General features: G+C 50.1%; 11 protein-coding genes and 1 tRNA gene. 7 read left to right on the top strand and 5 right to left on the bottom strand.

Annotation, left to right across the window (positions count from 1 at the left end):
* The first annotated feature begins 17 nt into the window (after positions 1-17).
* Positions 18-275, top strand: coding sequence for a chlororespiratory reduction protein 7 (locus tag VB712_RS15060; protein WP_323256138.1), 258 nt, complete (start codon positions 18-20; stop codon positions 273-275).
* A gap of 191 nt (positions 276-466) precedes the next feature.
* Here VB712_RS15060 and cobA read toward each other — a convergent pair whose 3' ends face one another.
* Positions 467-1,957, bottom strand: coding sequence for a uroporphyrinogen-III C-methyltransferase (gene cobA / locus VB712_RS15055; protein WP_323256137.1), 1,491 nt, complete (start codon positions 1,955-1,957; stop codon positions 467-469).
* Positions 1,958-2,053: 96 nt separating this feature from the next.
* Between cobA and VB712_RS15050 the strand changes: the two genes are divergently transcribed.
* From VB712_RS15050 to folB, 5 genes are all read left to right on the top strand, one after another.
* Positions 2,054-2,127, top strand: a tRNA-Val gene (locus VB712_RS15050).
* A gap of 147 nt (positions 2,128-2,274) precedes the next feature.
* Positions 2,275-2,907: a Crp/Fnr family transcriptional regulator gene (locus tag VB712_RS15045; RefSeq protein ID WP_323256135.1), complete on the top strand. Its 633-nt coding sequence runs from the start codon at positions 2,275-2,277 to the stop codon at positions 2,905-2,907.
* Positions 2,908-2,912: 5 nt separating this feature from the next.
* Complete coding sequence (locus VB712_RS15040; RefSeq protein ID WP_323256133.1) at positions 2,913-3,548, top strand: transaldolase family protein; 636 nt, start codon at positions 2,913-2,915, stop codon at positions 3,546-3,548.
* 92 nt (positions 3,549-3,640) lie between these two features.
* Entirely contained in the window at positions 3,641-4,945 is a 1,305-nt protein-coding gene (locus VB712_RS15035; protein ID WP_323256131.1) for a glutamate-5-semialdehyde dehydrogenase, read from the top strand.
* Positions 4,945-5,319 (top strand): dihydroneopterin aldolase, encoded by a 375-nt coding sequence (folB, locus tag VB712_RS15030; protein ID WP_323256129.1) that lies wholly within the window; start codon positions 4,945-4,947, stop codon positions 5,317-5,319. Before VB712_RS15035 ends, folB begins: the two co-directional genes overlap by 1 nt.
* Before the next feature lie 53 nt (positions 5,320-5,372).
* Here folB and VB712_RS15025 read toward each other — a convergent pair whose 3' ends face one another.
* On the bottom strand, positions 5,373-5,897 hold the full coding sequence (locus tag VB712_RS15025; protein WP_323256127.1) for a universal stress protein: 525 nt from the start codon (positions 5,895-5,897) through the stop codon (positions 5,373-5,375).
* Positions 5,898-6,604: 707 nt separating this feature from the next.
* On the opposite strand from VB712_RS15025, the gene VB712_RS15020 reads away from it, so the two are divergent.
* On the top strand, positions 6,605-7,309 hold the full coding sequence (locus VB712_RS15020) for a phospholipase D family protein (RefSeq protein WP_323256125.1): 705 nt from the start codon (positions 6,605-6,607) through the stop codon (positions 7,307-7,309).
* A 562-nt stretch (positions 7,310-7,871) separates the two neighbouring features.
* On the opposite strand, the gene VB712_RS15015 is transcribed toward VB712_RS15020, so the two are convergent.
* The 3 genes from VB712_RS15015 to fusA all read right to left on the bottom strand — a co-directional run bounded on the left by VB712_RS15015 (position 7,872) and on the right by fusA (position 14,953).
* Entirely contained in the window at positions 7,872-9,854 is a 1,983-nt protein-coding gene (locus tag VB712_RS15015; protein ID WP_323256124.1) for an AAA family ATPase, read from the bottom strand.
* 141 nt (positions 9,855-9,995) lie between these two features.
* Complete coding sequence (acnB, locus tag VB712_RS15010; protein WP_323256122.1) at positions 9,996-12,602, bottom strand: bifunctional aconitate hydratase 2/2-methylisocitrate dehydratase; 2,607 nt, start codon at positions 12,600-12,602, stop codon at positions 9,996-9,998.
* 260 nt (positions 12,603-12,862) lie between these two features.
* Positions 12,863-14,953, bottom strand: coding sequence for an elongation factor G (gene fusA, locus VB712_RS15005; protein WP_323256120.1), 2,091 nt, complete (start codon positions 14,951-14,953; stop codon positions 12,863-12,865).
* Between the last annotated feature and the right edge of the window lie 943 nt (positions 14,954-15,896).

Below are 15,896 nucleotides of genomic sequence, written 5' to 3'. Positions count from 1 at the left end.
GTTGAGCGGGGGGAATGATGGCGGATGGGATTATGTATCAAGAGGATGCCTATGTGGTGTTGGCTTCGGATCAGCCGGAGGAGGTGATTCTGATGGCGGCGGAGTTACAGGCAAAACTGGAGGGGGTTTTGGCGGATCTTGATCCGTTGCCCCGTGAGCTTGAAAAGTTTAGATCACGGGCCGAGCAAGCCCGCCATTTAATGGAAACGGGTTGTGAGTTGGATTTGGGGCCGGGGGCTTATTTGCAGTGGTATGTGGTGCGGTTGGAGAAGTAGGGGCGTTGGCGTAAGCCTGCCGGAGGCACAAAAATCTTTCGCCCCAAATCTTTCGCTCCAAATCTTTCGCTCCAAATCTTTCGCTCCAAATCTTTCACTCCAAATCTTTCACCCCCAAACCTTGGCCTCCCAAATCTTTGCTCCTTGGTTTTTTCGTCTTGTTTAGTCGGTGGGCGTTGCCCACCCTACATCTAGAGAATTGCCGTTGCGATCGCCTCCCCTAAGCCCTCCAATGTGTAGGATTTCGCCTCAATATCGACGCGACCGAAGCAGTCTAGACAGGCTTGGGAGGTTTGGGGGCCGATGGAGGCGATTTTGATGGGGGCTAACAGGGTTTGCCAGTGGGGGATGGTTTGGAGGAGGTGATGGGCGTTAACGACGGTTTTGGAACTGGCGAAGGTGATCACGTCAATTTCGCCCTGCTCTAAGGCCGCACGGGCGGCGGGGGCTAAGGTAGCGGGGCAACCGGATTCGTAGGCGGGAACTTCCCACACCGTCGCCCCCTGTTCCCGAAAGGCTTTCACCAAGACATCGCGGCCGCCGGTTTCGACGCGGGGAAAAAGCAGGGTTTTGTGGGCGATCGCCTCCGGAAAATGTTCAATCATCGCATCAGCAATATAATCCGGGGGGATGAAATCTGGCTGAAGGTGGTAACGGGCCAAGGTTTGGGCGGTTTTACGGCCAACGACAGCAATTTGACAACCCCCTAAGGCGCGACTGTCTAAACCTTGATGTTTGAGGCGTTGAAAGAAGCCGTCAACACCATTGGCAGAGGTGAGCAGCAGCCAATGGACTTGATCGAGGTGGGCGATCGCCTCATCCAAGGCCGCCCAAGAGCGGGGGGGCTGAATTTCCAAGGCGGGCATTTCCACCACCTGCGCCCCCAAATTCACCAAAAGATCCCGGAATAGGCTCGCTTGATCCGCTGCCCGCGTCACTAAAATCCGTTGTCCTGCCAACGGGCCGCCATTGGTTTGCTGTAACTCCACCACATCCCCCACGACAATCACACAGGGCGAAAGGGAAACCCCCGCCACCTGTTCTAGAATATCAGCGGTTGTTCCCCGCCAAACCCGTTGAGTTGGGGAGCCTGCGGCCTGGATGATGGCGATCGCCCTTGCTGGAGGAACCCCTGCCCCCCGTAACCGCGCTAAAATTCCCCCTAAATTCCGCCCCCCCATTAAAAACACCAAGGTTTCTAACTGGGCTAAGGCGGGCCAGGGGAGGCGGTCTAAATCATGGGCGGTCATGACGGCAAAACCGGAACTATAGATCTGATCCGTGAGGGGAATTCCCGCCAAGAGGGGAGCGGCTAAAGCGGTGGATACCCCCGGAACCCATTCCCAGGCACAGCCTGCGGCCTGGAGGGCGGTAATCTCCGGGAGCGATCGCCCAAACACCCCCGGATCCCCCCCCTTGAGCCGCACCACCCGTTTACCTACCCGGCAATAGTTCACTAATAACTGATTAATCTCACTTTGAGGCGTACTCACGCCGCCCCCCCGTTTGCCGACGGCGATCGCCTCACAATCAGCGCGGGCCGTTGCCAGCAAAGCCGCATCCAGGAGGGCATCGTAGAGAATCACATCAGCGGCTTGGATCAGGGCTAAACCCCGTTGGGTGAGGGTGGCGGCATTGAGGCCCGCCCCAACGAGATAAACTTTGCCCAGGGAAAGGGTCATAGTAGTTTAAATGTACGGATTCAGCAAAATTGGCAATTTTTTTGACTCTAAATGTAGCCCAGAGCCAAAAGATATGTTATCTTAGTTAATCGCTAAGGACGCATAGCTCAGTTGGTTAGAGTACGTCGTTGACATCGACGGGGTCACTGGTTCGAACCCAGTTGCGTCCATTTAATGGATGGTCAAAATCTCAATATTCCAGAGGGGCGAAAAATTTTTTCGCCCCGACAGCCTTTCGTTAACCTTGCCTTTACCCAGCCCTCAAAAACCCATGGTATTAATGGCCACAGTTAGCCCTTTCGCTCCCTGATTTAGCCATGGGTATCCCCCTTTTAAGCCCGCCTCACCTCACCCATCCCCGCACAGATTTTCCCTACGAAGAGCGCCGCCTCCATCCTTTCCGCCGTTATGATTTGATTCCCCTCAATGCTGCGGGGGTGTGGTTGTTGCGTTGTGGTTTTATCCAGTTGACCACAAGCCAATTGAGTGGTGATGAGGTGATTTTGGGGTGGGTGCGGCCCTATGAATTTGTTAGCCCTTGGTTTACGCGCCTGACGGTTTATGATGCGATCGCCCTAGGGGATGTCTATCTCCAATGGTTTAGCCTTGAAGAGATTGAGGATTCTGCGGTGTTGATGCGGTCGGTTTTGCATAGTACGCGGCGACGGTTGCAGCAGACCGAGGCGATTTTAGCCATTGCCGGTCAGCGGCGGGTGGAAGATCGTTTAATTCAACTGTTGATCCTCTTGCGGGAGGAATTGGGGGAAAGCCAGCCGGGGCAACCTTGGATCAAACTGCCGATCCGGTTTACGCATCAAACCCTCGCTAGCACGATCGGCACAACCCGCGTCACGATTACGCGCCTATTGGGTAAGTTTCAACGGGAAGGATTGCTTGCTTTAGATGGCGATCGCCATTTTATGATTAACAATACTCTGGTTAATGTTTAACACCTATGGCCCTTTATCTTGATTCCGCCTCCATTGATGATGCAAAAACAGTGATGTCCTGGGGGTGGGTGAAGGGGATCACCACCAATCCGAAGCTCTTGGCCCAGAGCGATCGCCCCCCAGCGGAAACCTTAGATGCATTGGGCGGAATCTGTTCGGGGGAATTGTATTATCAACTAACGGCAACGACATTGGCGGGGATGCTCTCGGAGGCCTATCAAGCCGCTGGCATCATCGGGCCGCAAACGGTGCTGAAAATTCCCGCCACACCCCTAGGTTTTCAGGCCCTTACCCAGTTATCCCCCCGCATTGATTGTTCCGTTACCGGCATTTATCATCCGGCTCAGGCGGCGGTGGCGGCGGAAGGGGGGGCGAAATATGCGATCGCCTATGTGAATCGCGCCACGCAGCATTTAGGGGATGGCATTGCGTTGGTGGCAGCGATGGCGGCGATCCTCAAGGGTTCTCCCACGAAAATTTTAGCTGCGAGTATCAAATCCCCCGACGAAGCAGCGGCAGCTTTAACAGCGGGAGCCACTCACCTGACACTCCCCAAGGATCAATTGCTAGCTTTGACTACCCATCCTCTATCAGAGGCAACGGTGGCAGAATTCGCGGCCCAAGGGTGCGGTTTAATTTGATGCGGTGGAGGATTGGGGCGCAACCTGCGCCCTGTGGGTTCCGGCGATCGCCAAAATTGTTTAAGATCAAGAACTGATCTGAATCTTGAGCCATGACTGCCCTCGATACCTCCCCCCTTTTAACTGACCTTGGCCGCCAAACCCGTAGGGCGGCGCGGCATTTGGCAACGTTGAGCCATGATGATCGCCATGGGGCTTTAGAGGCGATCGCCACCGCCCTCGAAGCCGCCACCCCGGAGATCCTCGCCGCCAATGCTGCCGATTGTGAAGCCGCCATCCGGGCAGATCTGCCCAAAGCCCTCTATGCCCGTCTCCAACTCAGCCCCAGTAAGTTAAAAAGTGCGATCGCTGGCGTGGGGGATGTGGCGAAATTGCCCGATCCCTTGGGCCATGTTCAGATTCACCGGGAATTAGATCAGGGGTTGATCCTCAAGCGGATCACCTGTCCCCTAGGGGTGTTGGGGATTATTTTTGAAGCCCGCCCCGATGCCCTGATTCAGATCACCAGCTTGGCGATTAAGTCCGGCAATGGCGTGATCCTGAAAGGCGGTAGCGAGGCGTTGCAATCTTGCCAAACCCTCACCCGGATCATTCAGCAGGCCATCACCCCTACCGCCGTTCCTGCCGATGGGGTGCAACTCCTCACCACCCGCGCCGAAATCCGCGCTCTGCTGACGTTGGAGGATTATGTAGACCTGATTATCCCCAGAGGATCGAACGAGTTTGTCCGCTATATCCAAGACAATACCCGGATTCCGGTGTTGGGCCATGCCGATGGGATTTGTCATCTTTATATTGATCAATTTGCTGATCTAGAAATGGCGATCGCCCTCACCCTCGATGCGAAAACCCAATATCCTGCGGCCTGCAATGCCATTGAAACGTTATTAATCCATGAGGCGATCGCCCCCCAACTCCTACCGCCCTTGGTGGCTGCCTTAGAAGCGCAAGGGGTGGAATTGCGCGGCGATGCCGCAACCCAGGCGATTACCCCCATGGCCACGGCTACCGATGGGGATTGGGGGACGGAATATAGTGATCTGATCCTGGCGATTAAAATTGTCCCCGATCTAGCCGCCGCCCTTGATCACATCAACACCTACGGATCCAAGCATACGGAGGCGATCGTCACAGAAGATGGGGCGATCGCCCAAGAATTTCAGCAAAACGTTGATGCCGCCGGAGTCTTTCACAACTGCTCTACCCGCTTCGCCGATGGGTTCCGCTACGGTTTCGGGGCCGAGGTGGGGATCAGCACTGCCCAAATTCCCCCCCGTGGCCCTGTGGGTTTGGAAGGGTTAATTACCTATAAATACCAACTCACCGGCAGCGGCCACATCGCCGCCACCTACAGCGGTGATCAAGCCAAACCCTTCACCCACCGGGATTTAGCCTAATGGCCGATAGCACACACCGAGATCAAATCAAACTCACAGGGATTCGCGCCTATGGCTATACCGGCGCATTGCCCGAAGAGCAGGTTTTAGGGCAATGGTTCACGGTGGATTTAACGCTATGGGTAGATTTAGCCGCCGCAGGGGAGAGCGATCGCCTTGAAGATACCCTCGATTATCGAGATTGTATTGCGATCGCCCAAACCACCATCGCCACCCAACGGTTTGCCCTGATCGAACGTCTCGCCACCGTCATTGCCGCGCAAATCCTCACCTTGCCTCTGGTGGAACAGGTGCGGGTACAACTGACCAAGTTAGCCGCGCCGATTCCCAATTTTAGCGGGGGGATTTGTGTGGATATTGTGCGGGGGAAGTAGGGGCGAAAAATTTTTGTGCCTCCGGTAGGCTTACGCCAACGCCCCTACAGCAACTACTGCACGACCAAAACCGCACAGGGGGCATGGTGAACGACATGATTACTGACGCTACCCATGAGCATTTCAGATAGGCCACTGCGGCCCCGACGGCCAACAACGACGAGATCCGCCTGCCAATCCTGGGCTAGTTTGCAAATATAAAACCCCGGATCTCCTTCGCCATGGTGAAAGGTGGCATTTACGCCTTGGGCTTGGGCATGGTGAATAAATTGCTGGAGCCAGAGATTAATCCGTTGCCGCTCCTCTTGGATTAGGGATTGAGATTGCTCAAATAGTTCTGGGGAAAATGAGCCGCCATACATCCCCAAACTTCCCCCTGCAAAGGCATTGGATGCCGGTGGCAAGAGATCATGGATGCAGTGGCAAATGTGCAATTCACTCCCATGGAGTTGGGCTAAATGGACAGCTTGGGCAAACACTTGGGGATTGGTGTTGTGTGGATCAACGGCGACGAGAATTTTGGCGATCGCCTTTGGTTCCGCAAAGAGAATTGCCTGCTCTTGGGTTTTGGGTTCCATGCCAGCCTCCAGGGAGTATGAAGATTGTTCTATTTCTAGAATTGCACGGGGGTTGGAAACTAAACCGCTTTTGAGAGAAAAATTCATCAAACCCCAGAGTAAAGCCCAGAGTAAAGCCCACAGTCTCGCGGGGAAGGGATTGATGTTTGGGCGATCGCCCCTACTCAATCAAAAGTTGAGGAGTAGGGTGGGCAATGCCAACTCTACTTTGTGGTGGCTGAAAATTTGCTAACCTGATGCGGGGTGATGTAGGGGCGAAAAATTTTTCGCCCTCACACCAATCAATTTTACAACCGGATTTTAAAATCGTAGGATGCGTCAGAGTGATTAATCTCTGATGCCAAAGAGCAGCGTCACGGCTGACGCACCATTTATTGAGCAATCTGCGGAATGTCGGGTTTACAGTTCAGTCAGTATTACGGCAAAACTCAGGGGTTGCTTTTCCATCGCTAGCCCCTCACTCAATGTCTTCTATCCTCTTCACTCCCATGGATGGCTGTCAACTTTTGAATTTATGATTGCTGATATGATCTAACAATTTTTGACACCTCGACATTTATGTGCTATAGTTTCGGCCAGGATTTAGATGTGAAAGAACTTCGGCTTTTCAGCGTCTTAAAAGCCGCTAGGCTGCTCTAATCATCGTCTAATTAATAGTTAGCCTTCTTAAAAAAGTTAGATAGTATTAATTTTAATTTGAAGAAAAAATGGCAAAATTTTTAAATACAAGTGCTACAAATTATTTTCTTGAAGAACTAATTAAAACAGCAAAAGATCGTCTCATTCTAATCAGCCCATTCCTTAAGCTGAATGATAGAATAAAAGAACTTCTTGAAGACAAAAATAGGCTCAAAATTGATGTTAGGATAGTCTATGGAAAAAATGAACTTCAAGATGAAGAAATAAACTGGCTCAAGGAACTTAACTATATCCGAACAAGCTTTTGCAAGAATCTTCATGCCAAATGCTACATAAATGAAGAATTATGTATTGTAACAAGTCTCAATCTTTATGAATTTAGCCAGATTAATAATAACGAGATGGGAATCCTCATCTATAGAGGTGAGGACGCTGTGTTATACAAGGACGCTTATGAAGAAGCTCAACGAATTATCAGAATCAGTGATGAAATAAAAGTTTCATTTGAGAAAGTGAAGAAAGTATCAAACAAAATAGATCCGAAATCGGAAACTGAAAATGGCACTCATAAAAAAATTACTACATCAAAATTGGCACAGAAACTTGGTATAAAAACAAACATCTTTCTTGATCAGCTTATTAGTTCTCATTACATCGAGATTAAAGAAGGAAAGAACTACCTCACGGCTAAAGGAAAAGAAGCAGGGGGTGAATTCAAAATGAGTCAAAAATATGGGCCATATTTTATTTGGCCTGCTGATTTTTCAATATAGTTAATGAAAATAGAGGGCTAATTAATAGCTTTTGTAACGCATTGAACGGGGTAAAATCGTTCAAAATGAGGTGTAGGGTGGGCATTGCCAACCTTTCTTTGTGGTTCATTACTGAAAATTTGTCAACCTGATGTAGGGGCGAAAAATTTTTTGCCCCTACGCAGATCAAGCCTACAACTCGATTTTGAACTATCAAGAAAGAATCGTAGGGTGCGTCAGAATGATTAATCTCTGATGCCAAAGAGCCATGGCACGAGATGAACTCTCACCTAATCTAGAATCTGCTTCATCAGATCCTATAATGTAGGGGCGAAAAATCTTTCGCCCCCAAGCCAATTAATTTCTCGTTACTTGGCTCTGCTAAGTAATGCCCTCCTGGAGGCTCCGCTTCCCTCCCCCACCAGGCGGCAGAGCCGCCTAACACCCATGCCATGGCTCTGCCATGGCACGAGATGAAATATTGGGTAAACGGTTGTTGTCCATAAACAATAAAACTTCTGGGTGAATGGTGCGTCAGGTAAAATTGAATCACTATGTCATGATTGAACTCAACTGACACACCCTATGCCTCCAGAGCTTTGCAAATCTTTTCGTATAATTCTTTTAAGCTATCACTAGCATCTTGATTATACAGAGGATAATCATAACGATGTTCCAGTAAATGATAAGCTATAGCTCGTTTTTTTTCACTTAATGGCTTTATTCCTTGAATTTTACACCAATCATCAAGCTTTCTATATCTGTTCGGTAGTTCAACATCACTCGAAGTAATTTGCTTACTTGTGCCATGAGATCGTTGGAGTTCAATGTTAACAGCATGAACATAACTATCTATATCAATGTAGTCTTCCAAAATACTATTTTGCTGATTAACTTGAGGAAGAATAATGATCTTCTCATCTGGCACACCACTACTGCGAAGTTGGCTAGCTATTTTTGTTCCTGCCTCATCACCATCTACAAGATAGGCAGTTTTTTTACCTTGAGAACCTAGCAAACGAATTTGATTGTCAGAAGCCTCAGATAAGCCGGGAACAACTTGAAAACCAAGAACTTCTTGTCTTAAGTATTCTTTTAGTAAGGCAGGAAGCAACAGCATATCTGTAGGCCCTTCTGTGATTAATGCACATCGCACTGGAATAAAAGCTAATGTTTTCGCTCCCATTCCGAAGAGTAGTGGAGTAAATCCAACATCTTCTTGTTCTTGCCAAAAGTAATTCTCAATTTTGCTATGGTTTCCATCCGACTTTATCAGACGAACTCCATTGCCTAAGTCTTCTGGTAGGCAACCAATTGAATGAGTTGTGTAAATTACCTTAGATGCTAACTCTTGTCGGGCTAACATTTGAACTACATCAGCTTGTGCATCATAGTGTAACCGTGACTCAATTTCATCAATTAGGATGATCGGCTTGACTTTTAGATCTTTCTTCTGTGATAGAAAGAGCATCAATGTGAAGAAGCTTTTTAGTCCATCACTACGTTCAGCTAGTATTGTATGACCACCTTTGTCAGATTTTAGTAGTATTTGGATCTCTGTTTTATTAAAGATGAGTTTTGCAGTAAGGGATGATTGTGACCAAGATTCATTAAGCAAGTTCTTAAGATTCAAGTTTGCATGCTCTAGTAAATCCTCGATTTTAGCTTGATTATTTTTTTGAGCAGCTTCAAACAAACCTTTTAGAGACAAATTCAATGCACTTTCCAGATTCTTAAGACTTCTCGGAATAGCTGGATTGTTTTCTTTTGAAAAGTAAGTTGAAATATCATATTTATATTGTAGATCGCGATCTTGTTCAGTAAAGAAAAGAAACTCTGGTATTCTATCCTCTAATAGCTTCTTTTGTTTTTCAAGATGTGGATAGTTCCCTCTGCGTATAGCAAGAATGGCTTCTGTTGCATTGATCAATGATTCCAGAAACTTAATTCGACTATTGCCCTTTGGATCTTGATCATTTAGAAGAAAATTATTATGGATAATTAGTGCTGACTCCTGCAAATTCTCTATTAAATCTTTTAATTCTTTATTGTCCTTGTCTTCTTTTTTTTCAAACAATTTGAGTTGATCAATAAAAGAGGAAATATCTTTTTTAATGTTGTATGTGCCAAGAGATTGTTTTGTCTCAAGAGATTTTAATGTACATTCAGTAAAGCTATAAATCCAAGAAAATGCATATTTTTCTATATCTTTCTCAAAGAAAAATTTTGTTTCTTTTTCGCCTTGCTTTTTTTTTGCCAATTCAATCCATTTTAGTTTTTCAATAAACAAAATATCCCGTGCATAATCCTTGTCTTCTTGTTCAATCCAAAATGTTGCTTTTAAAACATCATGTTGCTCCTCAAAATCATAATCACGAGTGATATCTTGTATGACATCACCCTGGGTGAATCGCGAATTGTAGTTCATGCTTTGCATGGCTTTAAGGATAGAAGTTTTTCCTACTTCATTCTCTCCAACAAGAGCAACCAACTTACCATCAACGTTAAGTTTTACAGATTCCTTAAACCTTTTGTATCCGTGAAGTTCAAACCAGACTAATTTCATACAAGGAGATGATGATAACTGTTAACAAATAAACCCTTTTCCCATTGAAGATAGCTTTTTATGCAAAAACTCTATGAAAAAAGAAAAGAGTGAGCCAATTTTGACCCACCCTCATTATAAGATCAGAGCGTGAATTTTGTGCTACTTCACAGCGGCGGGCATACCGAGGATGTCCTCGATCTTCGGCATTTCCTCCAACGGAATCACCCGACCCTCATCCTCAAACCCCGCAATTTGGTCGAAATTGAGATAACGGTAGAGATCCGCCGCAAAAGGATCAATCTTTTGAGTGACGATCGCCATATACTCCGCCACCGTCGGAATCTTACCCAACAGCGCACAAACCGCCGCCAACTCCGCCGAACCCAGATACACCTGCGCCCCCTTGCCCATGCGGTTATTGAAATTGCGCGTCGAAGTCGAAAACACCGTCACCCCATCCTCAACCCGCGCCTGATTCCCCATACAAAGAGAACAACCCGGCATCTCCGTCCGCGCCCCCGCAGCGGCGAAAATGCCATAGATCCCCTCTTCCCGCAACTGCTTTTCATCCATCCGCGTTGGGGGACAAATCCAGAGCCGACCCTTCACCGGGCCAGCCCCCTCCAGAATTTTCGCCGCCGCCCGGTAATGGCCAATATTCGTCATACAAGACCCAATAAACACCTCATGGATCGTATCCCCCGCACATTCAGACATTAACTTGACATTATCGGGATCATTGGGAGCCGCCACAATTGGCTCCTTAATTTCATTCAAATTCACCTCCAAAATATCCACATATTCCGCATCAGCATCCGCAGACATTAACTCCGGATTCGCGAGCCATTGCTCCATTTTCGCCACCCGACGCATCAGCGTTTTTGCATCTTGATAGCCCCGCGCCACCATATTCGTTAACAGCGCCACATTAGAGCGTAAATATTCCGCCACCGTTGCCTCACTGAGCTTGATTGTTGACCCCGCACAGGAGCGTTCCGCCGTCGCATCAGTGAGTTCAAAAGCCTGCTCAACCTTCAGATCCGGCAACCCTTCCATTTCCATGATCCGGCCATTAAAAACGTTGATTTTATCGCCCTTGCCCGCCGTCAGTTTGCCCTGCTGCATCGCCACCCAAGGAATCGCGTTGACAATATCCCGCAATGTTACCCCCGGTTGCAACTCCCCGGTAAACTGCACCTTCACCGATTCCGGCATATCCAAAGGCATCGCCCCCAACGCCGCCGCAAAGGCCACCAACCCCGAACCCGCCGGGAACGAAATCCCCAACGGGAAACGGGTATGGGAATCGCCCCCCGTGCCGACGGTATCCGGTAACAGCATCCGGTTTAACCAGGAATGGATGATGCCATCGCCGGGCCGGAGGGCCACACCGCCCCGCGTCGAGAAGAAGTCCGGGAGGTCTTTTTGGGTTTTAATATCGACGGGTTTGGGATAGGCGGCAGTATGACAGAAGGTTTGCAGCGTTAGATCGGCGGAGAAGCCGAGACAGGCCAGTTCCTTCAATTCATCCCGCGTCATCGGCCCCGTCGTGTCCTGGGAGCCAACGGTGGTCATCAGCGGTTCGCAGGCCGTGCCGGGCCGCACACCGGGGAGGCCGCAGGCTTTACCCACCATTTTTTGAGCGAGGGTGAAACCTTTGCCGGTGTCGGTGGGGGTGGTGGGGCGGGTGAACAGTTCACTAGGGGATAAACCCAAAGCCTCGCGGGTTTTGTCCGTCAGGCTCCGACCGATCAACAGGGGAATACGACCGCCAGCCCGCACCTCATCCATGATCGTTTCCGGCTTGAGGCTGAACGTCGTCAGCGTTTCCCCCGCTGCGTTGGTGATTTTCCCGGCGTAGGGATGAATCGTGATCACATCCCCCGTATTGAGGGCGTTGACATCGCATTCAATGGGGAGTGCGCCGGAATCTTCACAGGTGTTGAAGAAAATCGGGGCAATTTTACCGCCAAGGACAACGCCGCCCGATCGCTTGTTGGGAATAAACGGAATATCACTGCCAATATGCCACAGCATCGAGTTGGCGGCGGATTTCCGCGAAGAACCAGTCCCCACCACATCACCAACATAGGCGACGGGGTGGCCCTTTTCCTTGAGTTGGGCAATGGTGGCTAACCCTTCCGGCATCCGCGTTTCCAGCATCACGAGGGCATGGAGGGGAATATCGGGGCGGGTGGTGGCGTGGGGGGCGGGGGAAAGGTCGTCGGTGTTGGTTTCGCCGGGAACTTTGAAAACCGTGACGGTGAGGGTTTCGGGAAGTTTGGGCTTGCTAATAAACCAGGTGGCGTTCGCCCATGCGTCGATCACCTGTTTGGCGTGGGGGTTGACTTCCGAGAGTTTTAAAACATCGTTGAAGGCATCAAAAACAAGGGTGGTTTGACAGAGGGCGATCGCCGCCGTCCGGGCCACTTCCTGATCCCGCGCTTTGAGCAAACTCACCAGGGACTGCACATTATAGCCCCCTACCATCGTTCCCAGCAGATCCACCGCCCCCTGTTTGGAAATCAGGGGACAGTGAATTTCCCCCTTGGCAATGGCGGTTAAAAACCCCGCTTTCACATAGGCCGCTTCATCCACACCGGGGGGAATGCGATCGCGCAACAGCATCAACAATTCTTCTTTCTCTGCTGCGGGCGGATTCTTGAGCAGTTCGCAAAGTTCAGCGGTTTGTTCAGCATTGAGGGGCAGGGGCGGAATACCCAAGGCGGCCCGCTCGGCCCCATGGTTGCGATAGGCTTCTAGCATTTGGTTCTCCGTAAACGCGCAAAAAGTAAGGAATCGTGTTGTAGATCACTGTAATCCTTCTTCTCACCCTAGGGGAGATAATGGCGATCGCACAACGCTCCCGCTCAATCCCCGTTAATAGCCCAAAGCCTTACCCCATCAACTTCTCCCCCCCTTTCCCCGCCCCATCTTCCTCAATGTTTCCTCAATGTTTCCTGACGGAAACCGACAAAAAAAGGGGACGTGGCTCACGTCCCCTTGCTCAAATTTAACTGTACGACCTACACCGCCGCCGCTTGCCGTTCTTTGGTTTCCTTAATCACTTCTTCCGCCACATTGTTGGGACAAGGGGCGTAATGGGCAAAGATCATCGAGAACTGACCCCGCCCAGAAGTCATCGTCCGCAGATCGCCAATGTAGCCAAACATTTCACTCAAAGGCACATCGGCTTTAATCCGTACCCCCGTCGGGCCCGGCTCTTGGGATTTAATCATCCCCCGACGACGGTTGAGATCGCCAATCACATCCCCCATATAGTCATCAGGGGTAAACACATCCACCGCCATGATCGGCTCCAGCAATTGAGGGCCAGCCTTGGGTAAGGATTGACGGTAGGCAGCACGGGCAGCGATTTCAAAGGCGATCGCCGAAGAATCCACCGGGTGGAAGCCCCCATCAATCAGCGTCACCTTCAGATCCACACAGGGGAACCCCGCCAGCGGCCCCTTCTCAATACTCTGCTCAAACCCTTTTTGCACCGCCGGCCAAAATTCACGGGGAACTGTCCCCCCCGTCACCTTCGTTTCAAACTGGAAGCCCGTACTCACTTCACCCGGCTCTAGAATGTAATCGATCTTGGCGTATTGACCGGAACCCCCAGACTGTTTCTTGTGAACATAGGTATCTTCGATCCGCTTCGTGATCGATTCCCGGTAAGCCACCTGGGGTTTACCCACTTCCACCTCTACGCCATGGGTACGTTTGAGAATATCCACCTTGATATCAAGGTGCAATTCCCCCATCCCCTTGAGGATCGTTTCACCGCTCTCTTGATCGGTTTCCACATGGAAGGAAGGATCTTCCTGAACCATCTTGCTCAAGGCCATCCCCATTTTTTCATCACCGCCCTTCTTCTTGGGCTTAACGGCAATGGAAATCACCGGATCCGGGAAGACCATCGGCTCTAAGGTTGCTGGATGTTTGGGATCGCAAAGGGTGTGACCCGTTTGGACATTCTTCATCCCGACAATGGCCACAATATCCCCCGCATGGGCCGATTCAATTTCCTCACGGGAATCGGCGTGCATTTCCACCAAACGGCTAATCCGTTCCGTTTTACCCGTGGCGGTGTTGAGGATCGTATCGCCTTTGGCAAGCATCCCGGAATAGATCCGCGTAAACGTCAAAGCCCCAAAGCGATCGTCCATGATTTTGAACGCCAAGGCCCGCAGCGGTTTATCAATTTCAGCGGTGGCATATTGGCCCGTTTCATTGCCTTCGAGATCTACCTCAGGCTGAGGATTCACTTCTAAGGGGTTGGGGAGATAATCGACAACGGCATCCAGCACCAATTGCACCCCTTTATTTTTAAAGGAGGAACCGCAATAGGTGGGGAAAAAAGCGAGCTTGCGGGTTCCGGTACGAATACAGGTTTTAATGGTTTCGAGATCCGGCTCCTCGCCTTCGAGGTATTGCTCCATGGCCGCATCGTCATGCTCCACCGCCAACTCGATTAACTCTTCCCGGTAGGCTTCTACATCATCCACCATGTCAGCGGGGACTTCTTGAACCGTGAAGTTTAAGGGATCACCCGATTCATCCCAGATCCAGGCTTTGCGGGTGAGGAGATCCACCACACCCGTAAACTCGTTTTCAACCCCAATGGGCAGCGTCATCACCAAGGGCTGCGCCCCTAGGACATCCTTCACCTGTTTAACAACCCGGTAAAAATCGGCTCCGGTGCGATCGAGCTTGTTGACGTAGATAATCCGCGCCACTTTGGAATCGTTGGCGTAGCGCCAGTTGGTTTCCGATTGCGGCTCTACGCCACCGGAACCGCAAAACACACCCACACCGCCATCGAGTACCTTCAGAGAGCGGTACACCTCAATGGTGAAATCAACGTGGCCCGGGGTGTCGATGATGTTGAGTTGGTGTTCTTTCCAAAAACAGGAGGTCGCCGCCGATTGAATCGTAATGCCGCGCTCTTGCTCCTGCTCCATGAAGTCCGTGGTTGCCGCCCCATCATGGACTTCCCCGATTTTGTGGATTTTACCCGTGAGCTTCAAAATCCGTTCGGTGGTGGTGGTTTTGCCTGCGTCAACGTGGGCAAAAATTCCGATGTTGCGATAGCGCGTGATGTCTTTCTTCATATTGGCGTTTTCTAGCGTAATGGCGACAAGCGTTAGTGACTACCTTAAAGGGATGCTTTAGAGGAAATCGCAGCCACCCTTTTACCCTTGGGTCAAGTCCCCATGGGGATACCTTGGGCGATGGACATTTAACCCAAGGAGGCGGATGGCGGTTTTTATAATAATTTTGACACTCCCCGGCCTAAAGGTGCGGGGATTCTTGGCTCACCGAGTCCACTTACCCAGGATTCCTTGCGAAGTCCTAAATAGAGGTGGTTCTCTCCCCAAGCGTTACTTTCGGTGTGCCCCACCGTAGTTGGATTGCTCCAAAATTTGTTTGCATTGGCAGCAATATTTGCCAAAAACTGACTCGTCTAGTCCCTGTGAATCTTTTACCTACTTGCAGGGAGGTCTAGAACAATGAAGTAGAACCCCATAGATTCAATTGCCAAGGTTCAGTGGCTACGGGTTAGGTAGCATCGGGTTTTTAGAGCGGTTGATTACCCTACCCGCTAGAGCATGATTATACACCATCAAAAGCCGCCCTGGATGGTGACTGAGCTTGTCGAAGTCAGGACGGGGCTTTAGACCCAGATTTTTGGTAAAAAGCAGGGAAACCCCTGGGGCTAACCAATTGGGCGGAGACACCAAAACTAATGGGTCTGAAGCCCCGCCCTTTTAGGGCGGCTTTTCTCGCCCAATTTATTTTATTGATCCAGTTTTCTCTTTCTATGGTATCGTGGAGGCATTGAAACTTAATGTTTTGGCGGCTGGGCAAGCCGACCTGAATGGACAGGCGTTAAGCAGTGTTAGACCCCGATCTGGGGCAGTTGCTTGTCTGTCTACCCGTCAGGAGTCTACTTAATGTAGGCAGACTGGGAATCCCCGTTCCTTTAGGTCGGGGAGGATGTCAACAGCGTTAACCGTTGGGAGAACGGGAAGGCCACGCCCTCCCCCCTAGCGA

The sequence above is a fragment of the Spirulina sp. CCNP1310 genome (assembly GCF_034932185.1).
Taxonomy (GTDB): domain Bacteria; phylum Cyanobacteriota; class Cyanobacteriia; order Cyanobacteriales; family Spirulinaceae; genus Spirulina.
The sequence above is the reverse complement of the archived record's forward strand: the minus strand, read 5'-3'. Positions and strand labels throughout refer to the sequence as shown.